24 protein-coding genes are annotated in these 23,036 nt (G+C 75.7%); 12 read left to right on the forward strand and 12 right to left on the reverse strand.

From position 1 onward, the window contains the following. Positions 1-116: 116 nt before the first annotated feature. On the reverse strand, positions 117-1,730 hold the full coding sequence (locus WJX68_RS22855) for an MFS transporter (protein ID WP_340294515.1): 1,614 nt from the start codon (positions 1,728-1,730) through the stop codon (positions 117-119). Positions 1,731-1,867: 137 nt separating this feature from the next. Between WJX68_RS22855 and WJX68_RS22860 the strand changes: the two genes are divergently transcribed. Together WJX68_RS22860 and WJX68_RS22865 are read left to right on the forward strand one after the other, a co-directional pair. After that, on the forward strand, positions 1,868-2,449 hold the full coding sequence (locus WJX68_RS22860) for a TetR/AcrR family transcriptional regulator (protein WP_340294517.1): 582 nt from the start codon (positions 1,868-1,870) through the stop codon (positions 2,447-2,449). Between the two features lie 79 nt (positions 2,450-2,528). Then, positions 2,529-2,984, forward strand: coding sequence for a hypothetical protein (locus tag WJX68_RS22865; RefSeq protein ID WP_340294519.1), 456 nt, complete (start codon positions 2,529-2,531; stop codon positions 2,982-2,984). Between the two features lie 12 nt (positions 2,985-2,996). On the opposite strand, the gene WJX68_RS22870 is transcribed toward WJX68_RS22865, so the two are convergent. Together WJX68_RS22870 and WJX68_RS22875 are read right to left on the reverse strand one after the other, a co-directional pair. Then, positions 2,997-3,263 (reverse strand): DUF6802 family protein, encoded by a 267-nt coding sequence (locus tag WJX68_RS22870; protein WP_340294521.1) that lies wholly within the window; start codon positions 3,261-3,263, stop codon positions 2,997-2,999. A gap of 4 nt (positions 3,264-3,267) precedes the next feature. After that, entirely contained in the window at positions 3,268-3,891 is a 624-nt protein-coding gene (locus WJX68_RS22875; RefSeq protein ID WP_340294523.1) for a hypothetical protein, read from the reverse strand. A gap of 472 nt (positions 3,892-4,363) precedes the next feature. Between WJX68_RS22875 and WJX68_RS22880 the strand changes: the two genes are divergently transcribed. The 4 genes from WJX68_RS22880 to WJX68_RS22895 all read left to right on the forward strand — a co-directional run bounded on the left by WJX68_RS22880 (position 4,364) and on the right by WJX68_RS22895 (position 8,579). Then, a complete protein-coding gene (locus tag WJX68_RS22880; RefSeq protein WP_340294525.1) occupies positions 4,364-5,110 on the forward strand; it encodes a glycosyltransferase family 2 protein in 747 nt (248 codons plus the stop codon). A 62-nt stretch (positions 5,111-5,172) separates the two neighbouring features. Next, positions 5,173-6,174, forward strand: coding sequence for a glycosyltransferase family 2 protein (locus tag WJX68_RS22885; RefSeq protein ID WP_340294527.1), 1,002 nt, complete (start codon positions 5,173-5,175; stop codon positions 6,172-6,174). Further along, complete coding sequence (gene trmB / locus WJX68_RS22890; RefSeq protein WP_340294529.1) at positions 6,167-6,967, forward strand: tRNA (guanosine(46)-N7)-methyltransferase TrmB; 801 nt, start codon at positions 6,167-6,169, stop codon at positions 6,965-6,967. The genes WJX68_RS22885 and trmB overlap by 8 nt, the downstream gene beginning before the upstream one ends. Before the next feature lie 16 nt (positions 6,968-6,983). Further along, positions 6,984-8,579: a nitric oxide synthase oxygenase gene (locus tag WJX68_RS22895; RefSeq protein ID WP_422785759.1), complete on the forward strand. Its 1,596-nt coding sequence runs from the start codon at positions 6,984-6,986 to the stop codon at positions 8,577-8,579. Here the strand turns inward: WJX68_RS22895 and paaI are convergent. After that, positions 8,570-9,019, reverse strand: coding sequence for a hydroxyphenylacetyl-CoA thioesterase PaaI (paaI, locus tag WJX68_RS22900; RefSeq protein WP_340294531.1), 450 nt, complete (start codon positions 9,017-9,019; stop codon positions 8,570-8,572). The genes WJX68_RS22895 and paaI overlap by 10 nt on opposite strands. A 65-nt stretch (positions 9,020-9,084) precedes the next feature. Here paaI and WJX68_RS22905 point away from each other — a divergent pair, with 65 nt between their 5' ends. Further along, the gene (locus WJX68_RS22905) at positions 9,085-9,741 is read left to right on the forward strand and encodes an NYN domain-containing protein (protein ID WP_340294533.1); all 657 of its coding nucleotides are present in this window, start codon (positions 9,085-9,087) and stop codon (positions 9,739-9,741) included. A 10-nt stretch (positions 9,742-9,751) separates the two neighbouring features. After that, positions 9,752-11,071, forward strand: a complete 1,320-nt coding sequence (locus tag WJX68_RS22910) for an amidohydrolase family protein (RefSeq protein ID WP_340294535.1) — start codon at positions 9,752-9,754, stop codon at positions 11,069-11,071. A gap of 27 nt (positions 11,072-11,098) precedes the next feature. Here WJX68_RS22910 and WJX68_RS22915 read toward each other — a convergent pair whose 3' ends face one another. Together WJX68_RS22915 and WJX68_RS22920 are read right to left on the reverse strand one after the other, a co-directional pair. Beyond that, on the reverse strand, positions 11,099-12,334 hold the full coding sequence (locus tag WJX68_RS22915; protein WP_340294537.1) for an FAD-binding protein: 1,236 nt from the start codon (positions 12,332-12,334) through the stop codon (positions 11,099-11,101). A 603-nt stretch (positions 12,335-12,937) separates the two neighbouring features. Then, on the reverse strand, positions 12,938-13,390 hold the full coding sequence (locus WJX68_RS22920; protein WP_340294539.1) for a hypothetical protein: 453 nt from the start codon (positions 13,388-13,390) through the stop codon (positions 12,938-12,940). A gap of 519 nt (positions 13,391-13,909) precedes the next feature. On the opposite strand from WJX68_RS22920, the gene WJX68_RS22925 reads away from it, so the two are divergent. Then, positions 13,910-15,109, forward strand: coding sequence for an AI-2E family transporter (locus WJX68_RS22925; RefSeq protein ID WP_340294541.1), 1,200 nt, complete (start codon positions 13,910-13,912; stop codon positions 15,107-15,109). Positions 15,110-15,176: 67 nt separating this feature from the next. Further along, on the forward strand, positions 15,177-16,796 hold the full coding sequence (locus WJX68_RS22930; RefSeq protein WP_340294543.1) for an SDR family oxidoreductase: 1,620 nt from the start codon (positions 15,177-15,179) through the stop codon (positions 16,794-16,796). Between the two features lie 36 nt (positions 16,797-16,832). On the opposite strand, the gene WJX68_RS22935 is transcribed toward WJX68_RS22930, so the two are convergent. Next, complete coding sequence (locus WJX68_RS22935) at positions 16,833-17,195, reverse strand: BlaI/MecI/CopY family transcriptional regulator (RefSeq protein WP_340294545.1); 363 nt, start codon at positions 17,193-17,195, stop codon at positions 16,833-16,835. Positions 17,196-17,259: 64 nt separating this feature from the next. Next, a complete protein-coding gene (locus tag WJX68_RS22940) occupies positions 17,260-18,417 on the reverse strand; it encodes a class I SAM-dependent methyltransferase (RefSeq protein WP_340294547.1) in 1,158 nt (385 codons plus the stop codon). A gap of 200 nt (positions 18,418-18,617) precedes the next feature. Here WJX68_RS22940 and WJX68_RS22945 point away from each other — a divergent pair, with 200 nt between their 5' ends. Further along, the gene (locus tag WJX68_RS22945) at positions 18,618-19,139 is read left to right on the forward strand and encodes a dTDP-4-dehydrorhamnose 3,5-epimerase family protein (protein WP_340294549.1); all 522 of its coding nucleotides are present in this window, start codon (positions 18,618-18,620) and stop codon (positions 19,137-19,139) included. A 160-nt stretch (positions 19,140-19,299) separates the two neighbouring features. Further along, complete coding sequence (locus WJX68_RS22950) at positions 19,300-19,623, forward strand: DUF3040 domain-containing protein (protein WP_340294551.1); 324 nt, start codon at positions 19,300-19,302, stop codon at positions 19,621-19,623. 39 nt (positions 19,624-19,662) lie between these two features. Here WJX68_RS22950 and dnaB read toward each other — a convergent pair whose 3' ends face one another. The 4 genes from dnaB to WJX68_RS22970 form a co-directional block, all read right to left on the reverse strand. After that, positions 19,663-21,078: a replicative DNA helicase gene (dnaB, locus tag WJX68_RS22955; protein WP_340294553.1), complete on the reverse strand. Its 1,416-nt coding sequence runs from the start codon at positions 21,076-21,078 to the stop codon at positions 19,663-19,665. A 640-nt stretch (positions 21,079-21,718) separates the two neighbouring features. Continuing rightward, entirely contained in the window at positions 21,719-22,165 is a 447-nt protein-coding gene (gene rplI / locus WJX68_RS22960) for a 50S ribosomal protein L9 (protein ID WP_340294555.1), read from the reverse strand. Between the two features lie 14 nt (positions 22,166-22,179). Continuing rightward, entirely contained in the window at positions 22,180-22,416 is a 237-nt protein-coding gene (gene rpsR / locus WJX68_RS22965) for a 30S ribosomal protein S18 (RefSeq protein ID WP_085915038.1), read from the reverse strand. Positions 22,417-22,470: 54 nt separating this feature from the next. Further along, positions 22,471-23,025 carry a single-stranded DNA-binding protein gene (locus tag WJX68_RS22970; RefSeq protein ID WP_340294564.1) on the reverse strand — a complete coding sequence of 185 codons (555 nt, stop codon included), beginning with the start codon at positions 23,023-23,025 and terminating at the stop codon, positions 22,471-22,473. Positions 23,026-23,036: the final 11 nt, after the last annotated feature.

The following is a 23,036-nucleotide window of genomic DNA, read 5'->3' on the forward strand; positions in this document are numbered from 1 at the left end:
GAGGGTCCGGCACGGCCGCGCGTCGCCGGAACCACCCGTCCGGGCGGCCGGACGGTCACCCATGACCGTCACGGGTGGTCACCCGCCGATCACACCGTGCGACGAGCGGGCCCGGTTCAGCGCCGGGACGCGGCCAGGTCGTCCGTGGCCCCGACCCCCGAGGCGCCCGCCGCCAGCACCGCCCGGTGCGCCCGGCGCAGGCCGAGCCCGGCCGTCAGCAGGACCACCGCGACGACCACCGCGGCCGTCCCCGCGGCGACGTCCACGCCCTGCACGAAGGCCTCCCGGCCGGAGGCCAGCAGCTCCGACGCGGCGTCGGCTGGGAGCGTGCGGGCGGCGTCCGCGGCCCCGCCGAGGGTCTCCCCGGCCGAGGCCGGCGCGCCCTGGGGCAGCACGACCCCCGCCCGGTAGACCGCCGACAGGACCCCGCCGACGAGCGCGGTGCCCAGCACGGCCCCGACCTCGTAGGCGGTCTCCGACACCGCCGCGGCGGCGCCCGCCTTCTCCGGCGGGGCGGCGGCGAGGATGGCGTCGTTGGTGACCGTCTCCGACAGCCCGATCCCCGCACCGATCAGCACCGCGGCCGCCATGAGCAGCGCCACCGCGGAGTCGACCGCCAGGAACAGGCAGGCCACGTAGCCGGCGAGGACCAGCGCGAGCCCGGTCGCGACGAGCTGGTGCAGGGCGAACCGGCGGGCCAGCCGGGCCGCGGCGAGCCCGGCCACGACCGTCACCGCGAACCCCGGGAGCAGCAGGAGCCCGGCGTGCAGCGGGGACGCGCCGAGCACGAGCTGCAGGTACTGCGCGGAGAAGAACAGCAGGCCGGTGAGGCCGAACATGGTCGTCGCGTTGGCCAGCGCGCTGTGTCGCAGCACCGGGCGCGCGAACAGCTCCAGGTCGATCAGCGGGTCCAGGCCGCGGCGCACGCGTCGCCGGTAGTGGACGACGAACAGCGCGGCCGCCGCCACGCCCAGCGCCGCCGTCGCCGCCACGGCCGGCAGGGGGCTGCCGGACCCGGCGAGCTTGAGCGCCAGCACCAGCGGGCCCATCGCCAGCAGCGACAGCGCGACGCCCACGAGGTCCAGGCGGCCCGGGTGCGGCTCGCGCGACTCCGGGACGACCAGCGGCGCGACGACGAGCAGCAGCGCCATCGGCGGCACGCTCATCACGAAGATCGAGCCCCACCAGAAGTGCTCCAGCAGCAGCCCGCCGACGATCGGGCCGAGCGCGGCCCCCGCGGCGAACCCGGTCGCCCAGATCGCGAGCGCGAGCCTGCGGTGCGTCCGGTCGAGGAACACCGAGCGCAGCAGGGCCAGTGTGGACGGCATCAGCATCGCGCCGAAGACGCCGAGCAGCGCCCGCGCGGCGACCAGCTGCGCGGCCGAGGTCGCGAACGCGGCGAGCAGCGAGACGGCCCCGAAGCAGGCGACGCCGATCATCAGCAACCGGCGACGGCCGATCCGGTCGCCGAGGGTCCCCATCGTCACGAGGAGCCCGGCCAGCACCAGCGGGTAGACGTCGACGACCCACAGCAGGGTCGAGGCGTCCGGGCGCAGGGCGGCGCTGAGCTCGGGCAGCGCGACGCCGAGCACCGTGTTGTCGATCGAGACCAGCAGCGTGGGGATCGTCAGCACGGCGAGCGCGAGCCACGCGCGGGCGCCCGGGCCACCGGGGGCGTCCGCCGTCGGGTTCCCCGTCGCCGTCGGTGCGCCGATCTCCGGCCGTGACATCGCCGTTCTCCCTCGTCGTGGTGGGTGGACCCGGACGGAACTTTACCGTCCGGACGGTACATCTTTATACCGTCCAGACGGTACAGTCCATTCCCGGGCGCGACTGTGAGACGACGCACGGTGGCTAGGCTGTGGCGATGACCGAGCGGACCGCGCGCACGCGCGGCGGCGGATCGGCGCGCGACCGCGTGCTCGACGCCTACGAGACGCTGCTCATCGAGCAGGGCCCCGGCGGCGCGACGCTGGACGCCGTCGCCGCGGCGGCCGAGGTGTCCAAGGGCGGGCTGCTCTACCACTTCAACTCCAAGGAGTCCCTGGTCGGCGGCCTGCTGGACCGGCTGCGCGAGCGCAGCGCCCGCGACGCCGAGCTCATGCGCTCCGACGCGGCCGGCACCGTCGCCTACTACCTGCGCACCTCGATGCCCGGCGGGGAGTCGCCGGTCGGGCTGACCCGCACCTACCTCGCGACCCTGCGCATCGCCGACGGCACCACCTCCGGCGAGTCCGCCCGCGGCGCGCTCGCCGCCGTCGACGCCGACGGCCTGGCCGCCCTGCGCGAGGAGATCGAGGACCCGGTCGTCGCGTGGCTGGTCCAGCTCGTCGGCGACGGCCTCTACCTGCGCACGCTCACCGGCGCGCCGCTGACCGGCGGGGTGCCGACCGACGAGCTGCTCGACACCCTGCGCGGGCTGCTCGCCGCACGCTCCGGAAAGGGGTGAACCCGACCGCCGCAGAGCGCGTCGGCGCCGTCGCTCGGGGTAGTCTCCAACTCTGCTCACGCACGGGGAGGGTCCCACTGTGGAGGGAACCGGCAGCTATCTCGCGCTGGTCGTGATCGGTGTGGTGATCACGGTCGGTGTCGGCCAGATCCTGCTCCGCTCCGGGCAGCCGTTCCTGGAGGACGTCTTCCAGAACAAGGAGACGGCGCACTCGATCAACCGCCTGCTGGTGGTGCTGTTCCACCTGCTGACCCTCGGCGTGCTCGGGATGATCTCGATCATCGAGGTGGACACGGGCAGCGCGGTGCAGACCATCGTGTTCAAGATCGGCGTCGTCCTGCTCCTCGTCGGCGTCGCCTACGGCGTCTCGATGCTGGTGCTGCTGCGCATCCGCGAGCGGCGCCGCCAGATGAAGGTCTCCGCGGACATCGACCGCTCGATCGCCGAGCAGCGCCGCGGCGTCGGACGCTTCCGCCGCGGCCAGGCCGGCGGCGACCGCGACGACCGCAGCCCCTCCGAGCAGCCCGAGGACTGACCCGGGCGCGGCTCAGCCGGTCCCGGCGACCAGGCCGGTCACCGCGTCGGCCAGGCCGTCGCCGTCGGTGTCGGTCCACAGGGCGGGGCCGGACACGGTGTCGACGAGCAGGGTCTCGGCGATGCCGTCGCCGTCGGTGTCGCGGGCGGCGGGCCCGCTGACCGGGACGAACCCCGCCGGGCCGGGGGCGCCGGGTCCCACCCGGGTCCACCACGGCGCAGGCAGGGCCGCGGCCGCCGCCGCGAGGGCCGTCGACCCCGCCGGGACGCCCCGGCGCATCCGGTCACCCCGCACGGCGCGCCCCGTACGGGCCGGCCGCCGGTGCCGTGAGCGCGCGCTGCGCCGCGGCGAGCACGGCCGCCCGCACCCGGCGCACGCACTCCCGGTCCCGGGACCCGCGGGCCGCCCGCAGCCGGACCGCCACCGCCGCACCGGCCAGGAGGGCGAGACCGGCGGCCACGAGCACCGTCCCCGGCCCGGACGCCGGCAGCGACCGGGCCACCGCGACGGCGGCGGGCAGTGCGGGCACGACCGGCAGCAGCGCGCCCAGCCGTCGGCCCGGGCGGCCGTCCGGGAGCGCCGCGGCCGCCGCGAGGGCCAGGGCGGCCCCGTCGGGCGGTGACGGAACGTGAGTGATGTGTGTCACTCGGGGACCCTCTCGTCGTAGTGCCGCGGCCGCGGCGCGACGCCGGACCGGCGGCCCGTGACGGCGCCGCCGGTGATCGTCGAGCGCCCGGTCCAGAGGGGACAGCCGGTCGGCCCACCAGCGCGCGTCGGCCGCCCGCCCGGGCCGGCGCAGCGCGGCCGCGCACAGCGCCTCGACCTGCGCGGACAGCCCGTAGGACAGGCCGTGCGCCACCGCGTCACGCGGGCCGGAGACCATGGCGGACAGCGGATCGGGGACCATGCACGGAGTCTGCGTGCGCGGACCGCCGGGCGGATGCGTAGGACTGCGCAGGCGGCCCCGCGCGATCACCCCGCTCTCTCATGGGTCGGGCTGAACCGCGCGGCGGATCCGGACGAATCAGCCGTCCGGGGCAACCCCCTGACCCCACGAGACGTCCCTCGTATCGGGCCATCCCGAAGACGCCCGACACGAGAACCGCAACCGGACCGTGATCCCGTCGTTGGACGAGTAAGCGGACCTGTATGGAGGAAGTGTGAGCGCCGTTACGCCCGCCCGCCCGACCGTCACGCCCGATGCGAGCGCCCCCGCGCGCCCCGGGCGTCAGAACGGTGCCGGTGCCGGACAGTCGTCGTTCCCGGCGACCCCTGCCCGACCCGGTGGGCGTGCGCCCCTGGCCCCGCAGCCGGAGGGCCCCGAGGGCTTCCGCCGGCCGCGGCCGCGCCCGGCGCCGCGCCGCAGCGCGAACCCCGCCGTGTCGGTCATCGTGCCGACCCGCAACGAGGCACGGAACCTGGAGATCGTGCTGCCGGCCATCGCCGCGGTCCGCCCGGCCGTGCACGAGGTGATCGTCGTCGACGGCAACTCGACCGACAACACCGTCGCCGTCGCGCGCCGCACGCTGCCCTGGGCCCGCGTCATCACCCAGACCCGCAAGGGCAAGGGCAACGCGATGGCCTGCGGCTTCACCGCCGCCACCGGCGACGTCATCGTCATGTTCGACGCGGACGGCTCGGCGGACCCGAACGAGATCCCGGCCTTCGTCGACGCGCTGGTCAAGGGCGCCGACTTCGCCAAGGGCAGCCGCTTCTGCAAGGGCGGCGGCAGCGACGACATCACGCTGCTGCGCAAGTCCGGCAACGCCGGCCTGAACACCGTCGCCAACCGGCTGTTCGGCACCCGGTACTCCGACCTCTGCTACGGCTACAACGCCTTCTGGGCCGACCTGCTCCCGCAGCTCGAGCTCCCGGACCCGGCCGCGCCGCAGCCGGAGGACGGCTCGATGCTCTGGGGCGACGGCTTCGAGATCGAGACCGTGCTCAACTGCCGCGTCGCCGCGGCCGACCTGACGATCACCGAGGTGCCGTCGGTCGAGCGGGAGCGCATGTTCGGCGAGACCAACCTGCGGACCTTCGCCGACGGCACCCGGGTGCTGCGTACCCTGATGGCCGAGCACCGTCGCATGGAGCAGCGCCGCAAGTCCTCGGGCTACGCCCGCTAGGAGCGCGCTGCCGCCCCCCGGCCGCCCCCGCCGGGGAACCGCAGCATGAGGAGCCGAACGCCGTGAGCGCCCTGCCGACCGCCAGCGTGGTGGTCTGCGTCTACACCGAGAAGCGCTGGTTCGACATCAAGGCCGCCGTGGAGTCGGTGCTGGCCCAGGACGTCGTGCCGCTGGAGACGATCGTCGTCGTCGACCACAACGAGCGCCTGCGCGAGCGGGCCGAACGCGAGTTCGGCCCCCGCGGCGTCGTCGTGGTCGCCAACGACCGGACCCAGGGCCTGTCCGGTGCCCGCAACACCGCGGTCGAGCTGGCCTCGGGCGAGGTCGTCGTCTTCCTCGACGACGACGCCGCCGCCCGGCCCGGCTGGCTGCACGCGCTCCTCGCCCCGTACGAGGACCCGGACGTCATCGGCGTCGGCGGGGTCGCGCACCCGAGGTGGCCCGACGGGCGTCCGCGGACGCTGCCCGGCGCGGCCCCCGGCGACCCGAACGCCACCGGCGAGCTCGACTGGGTCGTCGGCTGCACCTACACCGGCCAGCCCACCGAGCGCGCCGAGATGCGTAACCTCATGGGCTGCAACATGTCCCTGCGCGCCGCGGTGTTCACCCGCGTCGGCGGCTTCGCCGAGGACATGGGCCGGATCGGCAAGAACCCGCTGGGCTGCGAGGAGACCGAGCTCTGCATCCGGGCCCGGCAGGCCTACGTCGCCGACGGCCGGAACCCGCGGATCCTGTTCGAGCCGAAGGCCGCCGTCGACCACCGGGTGTCCGACGACCGCGTCTCCTGGCGCTACCTGCTGCGCCGCGGCTGGGCCGAGGGCATCTCCAAGGCGGCCGTCTCCAAGGTCGTCGGCACCGGGGACTCGCTGTCCACCGAGAGCAGCTACACGATGAAGGTGCTGCCCGCCGGGGTCATCCGGGAGGCGAAGGAGCGCAACCCCGCCTCCGCCGCCGCGATCGTCGCCTGCTTCGGCGTCACCGCCGCGGGCTACGTCCGCGGCCGGCTGCCCGGTGCGACCGCGCACGTGCGGATGCCGGCCGGGCGGAACGGCACCGGTGCCTGAGCAGGCCACCGCCCGCCCGCACGACACCCGGATCCGCTCCTACGTCCACCAGCGGGTGCGCCTCTCCGAGGGCCAGCAGTCCGCGTGGGACCGGCTGTGGACGGTGTGGGGCGGCGAGGTCGACGACGTCGTCGCCGGCGGGACCTGGGACCGGCGCGCGCTGTTCGGCCGCGACGCCCCGCTCGTCCTGGAGATCGGCTCCGGGATGGGCGAGACGACGGCGCTGCTGGCCGCGGCCGAGCCGGACGTCGACCACGTGGCCGTCGAGGTCTACGAGCCGGGCCTGGCCCAGCTGCTCATGCGCGTCGAGCAGGCCGGGCTCACCAACCAGCGGCTGCTGCGCGGCGACGCCGTCGAGCTGCTGACCCGGGTCGTCCCGGCCGGGTCGCTGGACGGTCTGCGCATCTTCTTCCCCGACCCGTGGCCCAAGCGGCGCCACCACAAGCGCCGGCTGGTCCAGCCGGGGTTCGCCGCGCTGGCCGCGTCACGGCTGCGTCCCGGGGGGCGGCTGCACCTGGCCACCGACTGGCCGCACTACGCGGAGCAGATGCGCCGCGTGGTCGCGGCGGAGCCGTCGCTGCGTCCGGACGGGGAGTTCCCCCTCGGTCCGGACGGCTGGCAGGGGCGTCCCCCGTGGCGCCCGGTCACCAAGTTCGAGGACCGGGCCCACGTCGAGGGGCGACCGGTGCGCGACCTGCTGTACGTCGCCGACCACACCGGTGGTACGCCTGACACACGGAGAGTGACCGACTACGGTCGGGAGCACCCCCGACCCGGATCCCCGCCCGAGTGACCCCCGAAGGACGCCCGTGACGACGGTGGAGCACGGCAAGAACTCGCACCCCGCCCCCGCGGCTCCGACCCGGCCGGTCCGCCGACCGCCCGGGTTCCGGCCGAGCCCGACGCCCCGCTCGACGACGAGCACGGCGCCGGGCGCCCCGTCGGGTCCCGGTACGGCCGGGGAGTCCGCCGCGACCCGCGTCGTCGCGGTGGTGCCGCTCGTCGGGCCGGTCGAGGCCACCACCGCCGTCGCCCCCGTCCGGCCCGCCGGGCCCGCGGTGGAACGCGCGACCGTCGCGACCCCGCTGCCCGAGCGCCCGACCGTCGCCGCGCCCGTCCCCGGGCGGACCGGCGCGCCGGCCGAGCAGCAGACCGCGGTGAACCGGGTCGACGGGCCCGGGGCCGCGACGACGCTGGTCCGCGCCCCGGCCCCGGCCGGCGGCTGCCCGGTGACCGGGCACGGCCGCTCGGGCGGGCACCCGCCGCCCCCCGGCGTCGCCGACGAGCGCGACCCCGCCCCGGTCGACCCGGCCGTCGCCGAGGAGTTCCTGCGGCAGGTCCACGCCGAGACCGACCCGGGCACCACGCTGACCGACCGGCTGCGGCAGGTCCGCGCCGAGATCGACCGCACCGGCACCTGGACCCAGACCACGCACGAGCTCGTGTTCGGCGCCCGGATCGCCTGGCGCAACTCCGCACGCTGCATCGGGCGCCTGTACTGGCAGTCGCTGCAGGTCCGCGACCTGCGCCACCTGCACGACCCGGCCGACGTCGCGCAGGAGAGCGTCGGGCACCTGCGCGCCGCCACCCGCGGCGGCAAGATCCGCTCGACGATGACGGTCTTCGCGCCGGACGCACCCGGGCGCCCCGGCCCGCGGATCCGCAACGACCAGCTGGTGCGCTACGCCGGGCACCGCGCCCCCGACGGCTCCGTCGTCGGCGACCCCGGCCAGGCCGACTTCACCGACCACGTCGTCGGGATGGGGTGGCCGCGCCCGCAGCCGGCCGGCCGGTTCGACGTGCTGCCGCTGCTCATCACCGGGCCGGACGGCCGGTCCCGGCTGTTCGACGTGCCGCCGGACGCCGTCCACGAGGTGCCGCTGCGCCACCCCGAGCACCCGTGGTTCGCCCGGCTCGGGCTGCGCTGGCACTCGGTGCCCGCGATCAGCAACATGCCGCTGGAGATCGGCGGGGTCGTCTACCCGGCCGCCCCGTTCAACGGCTGGTACCTCGACACCGAGGTCGGCGCGCGCAACCTCGCCGACACCGACCGCTACGACCTGCTCCCCGAGATCGCGAAGCGGCTCGGCCTCGACACCCGCTCGGTGCGCACGATGTGGCGCGACCGGGCGATGGTCGAGCTGGTCCGCGCCGTCACCTACTCCTTCGACGCCGACGGCGTCACGATGGCCGACCACTACAGCGAGTCCGAGCGGTTCCTGACCTTCCTCGCGAAGGAGGAGGCCGCGGGCCGGCGCTGCCCGGCGGACTGGAGCTGGATCGTGCCGCCGATGTCGGGCTCGCAGACACCGGTCTTCCACCGCTACTACGACGAGCCCGACCCGGACCTGCGCCCGGCGTTCCTGGAGCCGCACGGCCTGCGGCCCCCGGCCGCTCAGGCCTGATCGCCCACCGGGGCCAGGCCCGGCACCTGCCGGGTCCGGCCCCGGAACTCGGCGACGACCGTGCCGTCGGCGGTGGACACGGTGACGTCGTAGAGCCCGGAGCGGCCGCTGCGGGAGCGCTCGACGGCCTCCGCGCGCAGCGTCTCGCCCTCGCGGGCCGGGCGCAGGAAGTCGATGCCCGCCCCGCTCGCCAGCGCGGACACGCCGTGGGCGTTGCTGGCGTAGGCCATCGCGGTGTCCGCCAGCAGGAACACGTAGCCGCCGTGGCAGACGCCGTGCCCGTTCACGTGGTCGGGCCCCACGGTCAGCGTGGCCACGGCCCGGCCCGGCGCGACGTCGGGGACCTCCACCCCCGCGGCCCGGCCGGCGCGGTCGCCGGCCCTCATCACGGCGGACGTCTCGTGGGCGACCTGCTGCGGGTCGGCCGGTGCGTTCTCCATGCCGGACAGTCTCGCCCACCCGATCCCCCGGGTCGGCGCGGCGGGCGACGGCTAGGCTCGCCGGCATGAGCAGTGGCGCGGGGCAGTACGGCGGCCAGCAGGGCCGGGGCGGACCGACGGGTCCGCTGGAGCGCGTCCTGCTCGTGTGGGACGCCCCGAACATGGACATGAGCCTCGGCTCGCTGCTCGGCGCGCGGCCCACCTCGGCGTACCGGCCGCGTTTCGACGCCGTCGGGCGCTGGCTGCTCGACCTGGCCGGGCCGGAGGCCGAGGCCGAGGCGTGCGTGTTCACCAACGTCGCCCCCGGCAGCATCGACATCGTCCGGCCGTGGGTCGAGGCCCTGCGCAACGTGGGTTTCGCCGTCTTCGCCAAGCCGAAGACCAGCGAGGACTCCGACGTCGACGACGACATGCTCGCCCACATCGACCTGCGCGCGGGCGAGGGCATGCTGCGCCACGTCGTCGTCGCCTCGGGGGACGGGCGGGCGTTCCGGGAGCCGCTGGAGAAGCTGATCGAGGTCGGCACCGACGTCACGGTGATCGGCTTCCGCGAGTACGCCGGGTTCGCGCTGGCCTCGGAGACGCTGTCGTTCCTCGACCTCGAGGACATCGACGGCGTGTTCCGCGAGCCGCTGCCGCGCGTCTCGCTCGACACCCTGCCCGACGAGGGCGCCTGGCTGCCTCCGTTCCGGTCGCTGCGCTCGCTGCTCGACCGCCGCTGACGTGGCGGCCGTGCTGCAGCGCCTCACCGCCCCGGTCGCGCTGCCCTGCACGCCGGGGTTCCCCGTCGTGCGCGACGCGGTCGTCGACGTCGACGAGACCGGCCGGATCGCGTGGGTCGGGCCGGCCGTGGACGCGCCCCCGTCCGACGCCGTCGTGCGCCCGCTGCCGGGGCTGCTCATGCCCGGCCTGGTCAACACCCACTGCCACACGCCGATGTCGCTGCTGCGCGGGATGGGCGGCGACCTGCCGCTGATGCCGTGGCTGACCGAGGTCATGTGGCCGGCCGAGGGGTTGCTGACCGAGTCCGACGTGCACGCCGGGATGCTCGCCGGCTGCCTGGACCTGCTGCGGACCGGCTGCACCACCAGCGTCGAGATGTACTTCTTCACCGACGCCCTCGCCGACGCCGTGCGCACGGCGGGCTCGCGGGCGGTGCTGACCCCGGGGATCATCGCCGCGCCGGGCTGGGACCGGCTCGGCACCTGGGAGCAGATGCGCGACGACGTCTCCGCCCGGATCGACGCGCACGGCCTGGTCCCCGGCGACGACGGCCGCATCGAGTACGGCTACGGCCCGCACTCGGCGTACACGCTGCCGCCCGGGGCACTGGCGTCGGTGGCCGCCGCCGCCCGCGAGCGGGGCGCGCTGGTGCACACCCACGTCGCGGAGTCCCGCGGCGAGGACGCCCACCTGCGCTCCGAGCACGGCTCGGTCCCGGCCATGCTCGACGCCGACGGCGCGCTGGGCGGGCGGGTGCTGGCCGCGCACTCGGTGCACCTGTCCGACGACGACATCGCCCTCTACGCGCGGCACGGCGTCGCCGTCGCGCACTGCCCCGGCTCCAACGCGAAGCTCGCCGCGGGGACCGCGCGGCTGCTCGACCTGCGCCGGGCCGGCGTCCGGGTCGGCCTGGGCACCGACGGGCCCGCGTCCTGCGACGACCTCGACCTGTGGCACCAGGCCCGTCTCGCCGGCCTGCTCGCCCGCGTCGGCGCCGACGACGCGGCCGCGCTCACCGCCGCCGACGTGCTGCTGATGGGCACCGCCGACGCCGCGCACGCGATCGGCCGCGACGACCTGGGTGCGCTGGAGGCCGGCCGCCGGGCCGACGTCGTGCACGTCGACACCGACGACTCCGCGTTCGTCGCCCCCGGCGACGACGCGCAGCTGGTGTCCAACCTCGTGTGGGCGGGCGGCTCGCGCCTGGTCCGCGACGTGTGGGTCGGCGGGGAGCAGGTGCTCGCCGACGGCGAGCCGACCCGCGCCGACCGGCGGGAGTCGCTCACCGCGGTCCGGGCGATCTCGGCGCGGCTGCGCAGCGCCCTCTGAGCCGGCCCGGCCGCCGCGCCCGGGCCGCTACCGGCCCAGGACCGCGGCCAGGTGCGGGTCGGTGAAGCGACGGTCCGGGTCGAGGCGGTCGCGCACCGCCCGGAACGCCTCCCATCCCGGGTAGGCGACGGCGAGCTCGTCGGGGCCCCAGGCGTGCCGGGTCGTCCAGCACGGGCGCCCGGCGGCGTCCTCGCAGACGGCGCCGGCGAGCCGGCGCACCGGTTCCTCGGCCGGGCCGCGGGTCCGCAGCCGCAGGTAGGCGGTGTCCCGCCCGGACGCGGGGTGCAGCAGACCGGTCTCGGCCCGCCCGGTGCGCACCCGGACCGGGCGCAGCTCACGCCCCCGCGCCGCGACGGCCGAGCCCAGCTCCCGCAGGACGCTCCCCAGCGCGTCCCGGGGCACCGCCCACTCCGACAGGTCCGGGTCCCACGGCTGCGGGTCGGGCAGCACCTCGTGCGGCGGTCCCGCGGTGCCGGCCGCCCAGCGCTGCGGCGGCGGCCAGCCCGACCGCAGCCCCACCCCGGACGACCACCACGACGACGCCAGCCGCGACACCGCCTGCCCCCACCCGGCGCGCTCGACGGGGCCGGTCGGCTCGGGCTCCGGCTCGGCCCAGCGCAGCACCGCGGCGCCCGCGTGCACCGACGGGCCGACGGCGACGTCGCACTCGGTCCAGGCGTGCGCGCCGAGCAGGTCCTCGGCGAGGACCTCGTCGATCCCGAGCGCGCGTTCGTGCACCCGCAGCCGCGTGAGCGGCACCGTGCGCAGCTCCAGCGCGGTGACCACGCCGAGCGCACCGAGGCCGCAGCGGGCCGCGTCGAGGTCGGGGCCGGTGATGTCGCGGACGGTGCCGCGCCCGTCGACCAGGCGCACGGCCCGCACCTGGTCCGACAGCGAGCCCTGGGCGGGGGCGCCGCCGTACATGCCCAGCCCGGTGGCACCGCCGACGGTGGCGCGCGGCGCGTCCGGGACGGTCGCCAGCGCCCGGCCGGTCGCGGCGAGCGCGACGCAGAGGTCCGCGACGGTCTCCCCGGCGCGGACCCGCACGGTCTCCTCGCCGATCTCGACGATCCCGGTGAGCGCCGAGACGTCCAGCAGCACGTCCTCGGTCCGGACGAGCGGGCCGGGCGCGCGACCGCCCGCGCCGGTCGGCCGGACGGTCGCCCCCCGCTCCGCGGCCCGGCGCACCGCGGTCGCGACGCCGGCCTCGTCGAGCGGGCGGTCGGTGCGGCGGGGGCCGGTCGCCGCGGGGTCGGTGCTCATCCTCCGCAGGGTAGAGCGCCGGGCGTCACCGTGCGGAACGATTCGGCCACGCGTCGCGGCGCGTCGTGCGACCGTCCGGTGGGACACGGGTGAACCCGGGGACGGATGTGCCGGACGGGACGGCGGCGGCGATCGCTGATCCCCTCTTGTGACCCGGACGGCCGCCCGATACGGTCACACTCCGTGGCGATCATGTCGCCACACGGGTCCGGGCCGACGTCGTCCCGCGACCCCGTCGCCCTGCCCGGAGCCGCGCTCCCCACGGTTCCGGTCCGCGCGACGACCGCCACCGGCGCCGCGCGCGTTCGTGCCGGTGGGTCCACGCATGCGCGAGGGCCGGGTGCGGTGGTCGGCTCCCTCCGACCACCGTCCCGGCCCTCGCCTTGCGTGCTGACGACCCAGCTCCCCAGCCGGTCGTCACCTCATCCCGCGGTCCCAAGGTGTGTCCGCGGGATGTCCTGGTGCGTCCTCGGCGCTCCCGGTCCCCACCGGTCCTGCCGTGCGACCGCGGCGGTCACCCGCCTGCGGCTACTCCCCGGGACGCTCCGGGGGCCTCGTGGTTGCCTCGTGCTCGTCTCGCGATCGCCGCGTCGCCCGTCCGGCTCAGGCCGTGCGGGTCAGCCGGTGCCGGCCGGCGCCGCCGAGCAGGTCCGCGATCGCGGCCCGGTCCGCGGCGCGCTCGGCGTCGCGACGGCGGCGCAGCATCACCATGGCGGCGTCGCCGGGCTCGTTCCAGGTGCCCCGGTCCCCGGCCTGCGGGTGCGGCTCGTGCTGGGCCGGCACGGCGGCCTCGGCGTGGAACGCCGCCACCGCCTCCGCGGTGCGCCGGGTGGTACGGACGGTGCCCCGGTGGACCCGGCGCACCGCGTTGCCCGTCGTGCCGGTGCGGCGGCTGTCCCGCCACCCGCCGACCGTCAGGGCGTGGAAGATCGGCGTCTCCTCCTCGATCTCCTGGTGCGACTCGTGCCGGCCCGGGAAGGGCCAGCTGTCCCGCGCGGCGCGGCGCGCCCGGATCGACGACTCGAGGCCACCCGCTGCGCTCTCGTGCTCGTACATCCGCCGTACCTCCTGCTCCCTGTCGTATGTGGACGTGTGGTCTGGTCCGTACCGAGTACGTCCCGTACCGCCGTTCGGCCCACTCACCCCGTCAACGGGTGACACCCGAGCGGGGAAACGGGGGTGACAGCACCCGCCGCGAGGTCCCCTCGTACGGGTGGCGTGGCCAGGCCGGGACTCTCCGTGTTGTCTACGCAGAGTGGCGATCATGCCTACGGCTGGAGCAGTGCGTGACCGTCGGACACCGCCGGCGGGCGCCCGTGGCGTGCCCGGAACGTCCGTGGGCACGCAGCTCCGGCACGTCCGGGCCGTGATCGGGCGGTGTGTGACAGCCGCGCCACCCGTCCGTGCGGCGCACGGATCGTCGGGTGTCGACTACACGGGTGTAGTTCGACGCAGTGTCACGATCGGCCGCCGTGACTGCTCCGTCCGTCCGGGCGCTGGGCCGTCCGTGCGGCCACGTCCGTCACCGTTCCGGGCGGCGCGCCGGGTACCCGTACCGCCCGTACCGTCAGGACCATGACGGAGCGGACCGGGCGGGCCGCCGCTCCCGGCGGGGGCGCGGTGCCGCCGGCCGCCGACGACGGGCACCCGTCCCGGGTCCGCCGGCACACCGGAGCGCTGCAGGAGGTGCCGCGCCCGCTGCGCGTCGCCTCCGAGGTCTGCGCCCGGCTGCTCGTCATCGCGGCCGGGCTGGCGCTGCTCGTGTTCCTGGTGGTCCAGCTGCGGGTGGTCGTGGTCCCCGTGGCCATCGCCGTGCTGCTGGCCGCCCTGCTGGCACCGCTGGTCCGGTGGCTGCACGTGCGGCGGGTGCCGCGCGCGCTCGCGACGGCGCTGGTGATGGTCGGGGGGCTCGCCGCGCTCGGCGGCCTGCTGACGGCCGTCGTCGGCACCCTGGTCGACGGCACCGCGGGCGTGGTGCAGGAGGTCACCGGCAACATCGGCTCGCTGCAGCGGCTCGCCGACGCGACCCCGTTCGACCTCGACGTCGGCGTCCTCGGCGACCAGCTCATGGTCCTGGTGCGGGACAACCAGCAGACGTTGACCTCCGGCGCGGTGAGCACCGCCGCGACGCTCGGGGAGATCCTCGCCGGCTTCGCGCTGTGCCTGTTCACCCTGATCTTCATGCTGCACGACGGCAGCCGCATCTGGTCGTTCGTGCGGCTGCTCGCCCCCCGCGCGCGGCGGGCCCGGATCGACGTCGCCGCGCGGCGGTCGTTCGCGTCGCTGGTCGGCTACGTGCGGGCGACGGTGCTGGTCGCCGTCGTCGACGCGGCCGGCATCGGCCTGGGCCTGTGGCTCACCGGGGTGCCGTTCGTGCTGCCGCTGGCCGCGCTGGTGTTCCTCGGCGCGTTCGTCCCGATCATCGGGGCGGTGCTGACCGGTGCGGTGGCCGTGCTCGTGGCCCTGGTGACCGGCGGGCCGGTGCCCGCCCTGGTGATCCTCGGGGTGGTGCTGGCGGTGCAGCAGCTGGAGAGCCACGTGCTGCAGCCGCTGCTGCTGGGCCGCGCGGTCCGGCTGCACCCGCTGGCCGTCGCGCTGGCGGTCGCGACCGGGGTGGTGATCGCCGGCATCGCGGGGGCACTGCTGGCGGTGCCGCTGCTCGCGGTGCTCACGGCCGCCGTCCGCTCGCTGGCCGCGTCCCGGGAGGCCGCGCCGCGCACGGTGGACCCGCTGCTGGCGCGCGAGGGCGAGCCGCCACCGGCGACGGCGGGCTGAGACCGGGCCGGGACGACGGCGGGCGCACGCCCTGCCGCGCAGCGGCTCCGGTGGGACGATCGCGGGCGTGCGCTATCTCGTGACCGGTGCGACCGGCTACATCGGCGGGCGGCTCGCGCCCCGGCTCCTGGGGCACGGCCCCGAGCCCGACCTGGTCCCCGACCCCGCACGCGGGCCGGTGCGGGTGCGCTGCCTCGTCCGCGACCCGGACAAGCTCGCCGACGTGCCGTGGGCCGCCGACGCCGAGATCGTCCGCGGCGACCTGCTCGACCCGGACAGCGTGCGTGCGGCCTGCGAGGACGTCGACGTCGTCTACTTCCTGGTGCACTCCCTGTCGGACTCCGACTTCGCCGCCACCGACCGGCGGGCGGCGCTGATCCTCGGCGAGGCCGCCCGCGCGGCCGGCGTGAAGCGCATCGTCTACCTGGGCGGCCTGCACCCCGACACCGACGCCGGGGCCCTGTCCGCGCACCTCGCGTCCCGGGTGGAGGTCGGGGAGACGCTGCTGCGCTGCGGGGTCCCGACGATCGTCCTGCAGGCCGCGGTGATCCTCGGGTCGGGCTCGGCGAGCTTCGAGATGCTGCGCTACCTCACCCAGCGGCTCCCGCTGATGGTCACCCCGCGCTGGGTGCGCAACCGGATCCAGCCGATCGCGGTGCGCGACGTGCTGCGCTACCTGATCCGGGTCGCCGAGATCGACGCACCGGACGCCGAGCTGAACCGCACGTTCGACATCGGCGGCCCGGAGATCCTGACCTACTTCGAGATGATGCAGCGCTACGCCCGCGTCGCCGGGCTCTCCCGGCGCCGGGTGCTGCCGGTGCCGGTGCTGACGCCGTCGCTGTCGGCGCACTGGATCAACGTCGTCACCCCGGTGCCCAAGTCGATCGCGAAGCCGCTGATCGAGTCGCTGGTGCACGAGGTCGTCTGCTCCGAGGACGACCTGAAGCGCTGGGTGCCGGACCCGCCGGAGGGCCTGATCGGCTACGACCGCGCCGTCGAGCTGGCGCTGTCGCGGATCACCGACGGCGAGGTCGAGACCCGCTGGTCCGGCGCGACCGTGCAGAACGTGCCGTCCGACCCGCTGCCCAGCGACCCGGAGTGGGCCGGCGGCGACGTCTACCTCGACGAGCGCGAGCAGCCGTGCAGCGCGAGCCCCGAACGGCTGTGGACGGTCGTCGAGGGCATCGGCGGCGAGCGCGGCTGGTACTCGTTCCCGCTGGCCTGGTCGGTGCGCGGCTGGATGGACCGCGCGGTCGGCGGCGTCGGGCTGTCCCGCGGCCGCCGCGACCCGCACGACCTGCGCACCGGGGACGCACTGGACTGGTGGCGGGTCGAGCGGCTGCTCGAGCCCGGGGGAGCGCGGCCGCCCGGCTGCGACCGCGACCCCGAGGAGGGGCTCCTGCGGCTGCGTGCGGAGATGAAGGTGCCCGGACGCGCCTGGCTGGAGATGTCGGTGCGCCCGCGGCCCGGCGGATCGACCTACCACCAGCGTGCCGTGTTCATCCCGCACGGGCTGCCCGGCTACCTGTACTGGTGGTCGGTGGCGCCGTTCCACGGGATCGTGTTCGGCGGCATGGTCCGCAACATCACCCGGACCGCGGAGCGCGACGGCGACCCGCCCGCCGCGGCGAGCCGGCGGCCGTCCTGGCTGCGCTCGCGCCCGCACCGCGACCGGGCGGCCTGAGGGGGCCCCGGGTCCGGCTGCGGCGGCCGGGACGGCTCAGGCGCGGTCCGGGCCGGCCAGCGCCGCGCGCAGGACGGCGGACTCGCGGGCGGACACCGAGCGGGCGAAGTGCTGCAGCACGGTCTCGGGGTCACCGGCCTCGTCGAGCAGGTCGCGCAGCGCCCGCGCGGTCTCCTCCTCGCGGGTGGCGGCCGGGGTGTAGAGGTAGGCCCGTCCCTGCAGCTCGCGTCGCACCCAGCCCTTGCGGTGCAGGTTGTCCAGCACGGTCATGACGGTCGTGTAGGCCAGCGGGCGGGTGGGGGCGAGCCGCGTGCGGACGTCGCGGACCCGGCAGGGTGCCGCGTCGCTCCACAGCACGTCCATCACGGCGGCTTCCAGCTCGCCGAGTCGCCCTCGCATGTCGCCCTCCCGGTGAGAGGATAACCGCAACCCCCCATGCTCCCCCACCGGTGCGGGTCCGGACTCACCCCCGCGACAGCGCGCGGTCGGGCTCGAGCAGGTGCGGGGCGGGATCGAGCACGACCCAGCGCCCACCGCCGTCCTCCACCGCGGGCAGCGCGGCCCGGACCTCAGCGGCGAGCTCCGGCAGGAACAGCACGACCCGGTCCGGGCGCAGCGCGGCGAGCTCGGCGGGGGAGACGACCGGGACGTCGCTGCCGGGCATCCGGCGGCCCTGCTTGGCGGGCGAGGCGTCGCCGACGGCGGCGAGCAGCCCCGCGTCGAGCCCCGCGCGGCAGACCAGCGGCACCGCCCGCGAGGCCGCCCCGTACGCGGCGACGGTCCGTCCGGCGTCCCGCTCGGCGGCCAGCCACTCCCGCAGGCGGTGCGCCCCGTCCGCCGCGTCCTGCAGCCGGCCGAGCCCGGACGGGTCCGTGACGCCCGCCGCGCGCTCCTCGTCGAGCAGCGCGCGGGTGGCCTCGTCGGGCGCGGCGCCCGCGCGGGCGGTGACCAGCAGGGTGCCGCCGGACAGCGGGTACCACCACGCGCGGTGCACGCCGAGCCCGTGCCGGCGCAGCGCCGCGTCCAGGGCGGGCAGCGACCAGTAGGCGTAGTGGCCGTGGCGCAGGTCGAACCACTGCCCGTCGCGCAGGACGGTCCCGAGCGGGAGCAGCTGCAGCGCGAGCGTGCCGCCGGGGCGCAGCAGCCGGACCCGCCGGTCCAGCGCCGCCGCCTGGTCGGGCTCGTGGAGCAGGCCGTAGAAGTCGACGACGAGGTCCACCCCGTCCGGCGGGGCCGCGGCCGGGTCGACGGCGGTCATGCCGCGCCCGGTCAGGCGCGGCAGCCACGACTCGCCGTGCGGGCTGCCGAACTCCGCGACGCGCCCACCGGGGCGGACGAGCCCCTCCCGGGCCAGCCGGCCGACCGACCGGTCGCTCTGCTCGGCCATCGCCCGCGGCTCGACGCCGTGGAGCTCCTCGACGGCGTCGGCGTCGTCCTCGAGCTGGGCCAGCCCGCAGCCGGCGCAGAGCCACATCCGCAGCGGCCAGGCCGGGTCGGGCAGCGGGACGTCGCGGTGCGGCATCCGGTCCCATGGCGGCTGGTCGCCGAGGTCGAGCACGACCCGGCCGTCGGCACCGCCGCAGGCCCGGCACCGGGTCCCCGGTCGCGGATCCCCGCCCATGTGCCCACCTCGCTCCGTCGCCGTACAGGTACTAGCCGGGATAGTAGGCACGGCTCCTGAAGGCACGCTGTGAACCCGATCGGAGCAACGCCGTCTCGCGCAGCGTCACTACAAGCCGTCCGGCTCGTTGGCGTCTCCGGTACGAGAAACACGTTCCACCGCGCGCTCGTCGCGCGCGGTGACGGAACCGGGGAGGTCGGGTGGAGGTCGTGCGGACCGTGGTGCCCGGCGCGCTGCTGCTCGACGGCACCGGGGAGCCCCCGGCGACGGGACCCGGCCCGGAGGCGTTCCCCGTCCGGCGACGGCACCGCCCGGCCCGCGACGCCGTCGTCGGCCTGCACGGCCATCCGTCCGACGCGGTGCTGCTCGGCGTCACCCGGGGCAGCGGCTACGCGGTGGTCATCGACGCGCGCCCCGAGGCCGAGACGTTCGGCCGCCTCGCCGTCGCCCTCCTGGAGGGCCCGCGACGCCTGCTGGTCCCGCCGGGCTGCCTCTACGGCGTGCAGTCGGTGGCGAGCCGGACCCTCGTCGAGGTGCGCAGCTCCGCCCGCCTGTCGCGGCGGGACCGCACGGCCGTCGACCCCGACGACCCGGAGCTGGCCGTGCGCTGGCTGCGCCCCCGGCCGTTCCGCGTCCCCGAGCCCGCCCGCTCCTGGGCCGCGCTGTGCTCCCGGCTCGGCGCCCCGGCCGGCCCCCGGCGGGACCGCGTCTCGCTCTGGTGACCACCCGGGAGTGAGTGCGGGCACGTGTGACCCCGTCCGCCCGAGTGAGAAGATCACGAATCGGTCACGTACCGTTCGTGGACAGGCCCGGATCGACGACGCCCCGGCGCCGAAGGGTGGCACGGTCGTGCCGCCCCACGAGCCGACGAGGGGTGTCGAGGTGCTGAGCGAGCGTGAGATCCGGCGGCTGCACGAGATCGAGGTGCAGCTGCGGCTGACCGATCCGCGGTTGGTCCGCAGGTTCTCCGCCCTGGGCGCCGCCCGCCGCAGCGGTCGCCTGCTCGCGGGCCCCGGCACCCACCAGCGCTCGATGCACGGCGCGGGCCCGCTGCCCACGGCGCTGCTCGGCCTGGCACTGGTGGTGCTCCTGCTCGGCGCCGTCACGGTGAACGTGCCGGTCGTGGTGACCGGGATCGTCGTGGCCGCGCTGGCCCTGGGCGTCGCCGCCACCACCGGGCCGCAGCCGCGGCCCGGCGCCGCCTGACCCGCGCCCCGCCGCCGCCCGTGCGGGCGGCGACCGGCCTCAGCCGTGCGCGAGGTCGGAGAACCGGCTGTAGTGCAGCTGGTGGGCGACCGTGATCGTGGTCGTCGGGCCGTTTCGGTGCTTGGCCAGGATCAGGTCCGCCTCGCCGGCCCGCGGGTCGTCCTGCTCGAACGCGTCGGGCCGGTGCAGCAGCACCACCATGTCCGCGTCCTGCTCGATGGAGCCGGACTCACGCAGGTCCGACAGCATCGGCCGCTTGTCGGTGCGCTGCTCGGGACCACGGTTCAGCTGGCTCATCGCGACCACCGGCACCTCGAGCTCCTTGGCCAGCAGCTTGATCTGCCGGGAGAACTCCGAGACCTCCTGCTGACGCGACTCGACCTTGCGGCCCGACGTCATCAGCTGCAGGTAGTCGAGGATGATCAGCTTCAGGTCGTTGCGCTGCTTCATCCGCCGCGCCTTGGCCCGGATCTCCATCAGGGTCAGGTTCGGCGAGTCGTCGATGTAGAGCGGCGCCTCGGAGATCTCCGACATCCGCCGCGCCATCCGCGTCCAGTCCTCGTCGGACATCCGGCCGGCGCGCATGTCGGCCAGCCGGATCCGCGCCTCCGCGGAGAGCAGGCGCATGACGATCTCGGACTTGCTCATCTCCAGCGAGAAGAACGCGCTGGTCATGCCGTGCCGGATCGAGCAGGAACGGGCGAAGTCCAGCCCGAGGGTCGACTTGCCCAGACCCGGCCGGGCCGCGACGACGACCATCTGGCCCGGATGCAGGCCGTTCGTCACCTGGTCCAGGTCGGCGAACCCGGTCGGCACGCCCGAGGACATGCCGCCCCGGGAGGCGATGGCGTCGATCTCGTCCATCGTCGGCTGGAGGAGCTCCTCCAGCACCGTGTAGTCCTCGGTGGTGGTGCGCTCGGTGACCTCGTAGACCGCGGCCTGGGCCCGGTCCACGACGTCGTCGACCTCGCCGCCCTCGGCGCCGTGGTAGCCGAGCTGCACGATCCGGGTGCCGGCCTCGACCAGGCGCCGCAGGATCGCCTTCTCCCCGACGATCTCCGCGTAGTACGCCGCGTTCGCCGCCGTCGGGACGGTCGCGATGAGCGTGTGCAGGTAGGGCGCGCCACCGAGGCGGACCAGCTCGCCGCGCCGCTGCAGCTCGGCGGACACGGTCACCGCGTCCGCGGGCTCGCCGCGGCCGTAGAGGTCCAGGATCGTCTCGTAGACGGTCTGGTGCGCGGGCCGGTAGAAGTCCTCCGGGCGCAGCACCTCGACGACGTCGGCGATCGCGTCCTTGCTCAGCAGCATGCCGCCGAGCACCGACTGCTCGGCGGTGAGGTCCTGCGGTGGCTGACGGTCGAACGCGCCGCCCGCGCCGTCCCCGGAGCCGCCGGCCTTCTCGCCGTCGCGGACCGCACGGGGCCTGTTGCCGGGACGGTCGTCCGTCAGAGCCATACGCAGCGTCACCCCCAAGGGACACGATACCGAACGCACGTTCGACGCGCGAGCGGTGTGGTGCACCCGCCCGCGTCCGTCGTCGGTGGTCTTCCGGCCGGCGCGGTGACCGCCGGGCCGCGCCGGGCGCGGCCGGTCGGCGGAGCGCTCGCGTGCCGGTGCGACCGAGGGTAGGTCGGCGCGGCGGCCCGGGTCGAACCGCTCTGGTGATCGACTTGGGGATGAACTGTGCACGGATGCCGCCCGTCCCGGGACCGTGCTGGGGACAACCTGGGGACAATGACCAAGAAACGAGCGTCGTCGCAGTTCAGAGGGGGTGAACCGGGTGTGGACAACTTTGCTCTGGCGTGTCGCCGCACGCCCGTCGCAGGCGTGTCGGAGGCCGTGGCGGACCGTTCGCCGCCGGGCGCGTCCACAGGCCCGCCCGTCGAGCGGGCCGTCACTTCCCGGCGTGTCGGCTGCGTGACAACGCATCCCGCATGATGTCACCCGACCGGAGTGGATCGTCCACCGCGGACTGCGGACCGTACCCGCCCGGCCGTACGGACCGGGCCCGGACACACGACAGGGCGGTGCCCGGAGCACGAGGCTCCGGACACCGCCCTGACTACGCTCGGTGGTCGTGTGACCACCGGACCGCTCAGCTCGCGACGACCGCGATCGGCAGCTCGGTGGTGACCTCCGGGTGCAGGCGAACCTCCACCTGGTGCTTGCCCAGGGTCTTGATGTGACCCGGGACGTCGATGCTGCGCTTGTCCAGCACCGGGCCGCCGGCCGCCTTGACGGCGTCGACGACCTGCGCCGGGGTGACCGAGCCGAACAGGCGGCCGGTGTCGCCGGCCTTGGCCGGGACGGTCACGTTGATGTTGCGCAGCTGCGAGTCCACCTGCTGGGCGTGGCCCAGGTCGCGGATCTCGCGGGCCTTCTGGGCCCGGCGGATCTGCTCGACCTGCTTCTCGGCGCCACGGGTGGCGACGACCGCGAGCTTGCGCGGCAGCAGGTAGTTGCGGCCGTAGCCGTCCTTGACCTCGACGATGTCGCCCGGGGCGCCCAGGTTCGGGACGTCGGCGTTGAGGATGAGCTTCATGTGTCTCTCCTTCCTCAGCGGGCGGTCGAGGTGTACGGAAGCAGGGCCACCTCGCGGGAGTTCTTGACCGCGACGGCGACGTCCCGCTGGTGCTGCCGGCAGTTGCCGGTGACACGACGGGCGCGGATCTTGCCGCGGTCGGAGATGAACTTCCGCAGCAGACCGGTGTCCTTGTAGTCGATCAGCTGGGCCTTGTCCTTGCAGAACGCGCAGACCTTCTTCTTCGGCTTGCGCACGATGGCCTTGGCCATGGTGGTGCTCCTGGAGATCGTCCCCCACCCGTCACGGGTGGAGGGATGCGTGGATCAGAAGGGGGGCTCGTCGTCGGACGCCGCGCCGCTGCCCGCGGGCGGGGCCGAACCCCAGGGGTCGTCATAGCCGCCGGAGTTGCCTCCACCGGACCCGCCGCCCTGCCGGGCGCCGCCGCCGTAGCCGCCGCCGCCCCCGTCGTAGCCGCCACCGCCGCCGCCACCGAAGCCACCGGAGCCTCCGCCCCGGTTGACCTTGTTGACCTTCGCGGTCGCGTAGCGGAGCGAGGGGCCGACCTCGTCGACCTCCATCTCCACGACGGTGCGCTTCTCGCCTTCCTTGGTCTCGAAGGACCGCTGGCGCAGACGACCCTGGACCACGACGCGCGCGCCGCGGGTCAGGGACTCGGCGACGTTCTCCGCCGCCTGGCGCCAGATGTTGCAGCGCAGGAAGAGCGCCTCGCCGTCCTTCCACTCGCCGGACTGGCGGTCGAAGGTGCGCGGGGTGGACGCCACGGTGAAGTTGGCGACCGCGGCGCCGGAGGGGGTGAACCGCAGCTCGGGATCCGCCGTCAGGTTGCCCACGACGGTGATGACGGTCTCGCCGGCCATGACGGCTCCAA

This window comes from Pseudonocardia spirodelae (genome assembly GCF_037727765.1).
Taxonomy (GTDB): domain Bacteria; phylum Actinomycetota; class Actinomycetes; order Mycobacteriales; family Pseudonocardiaceae; genus Pseudonocardia; species Pseudonocardia spirodelae.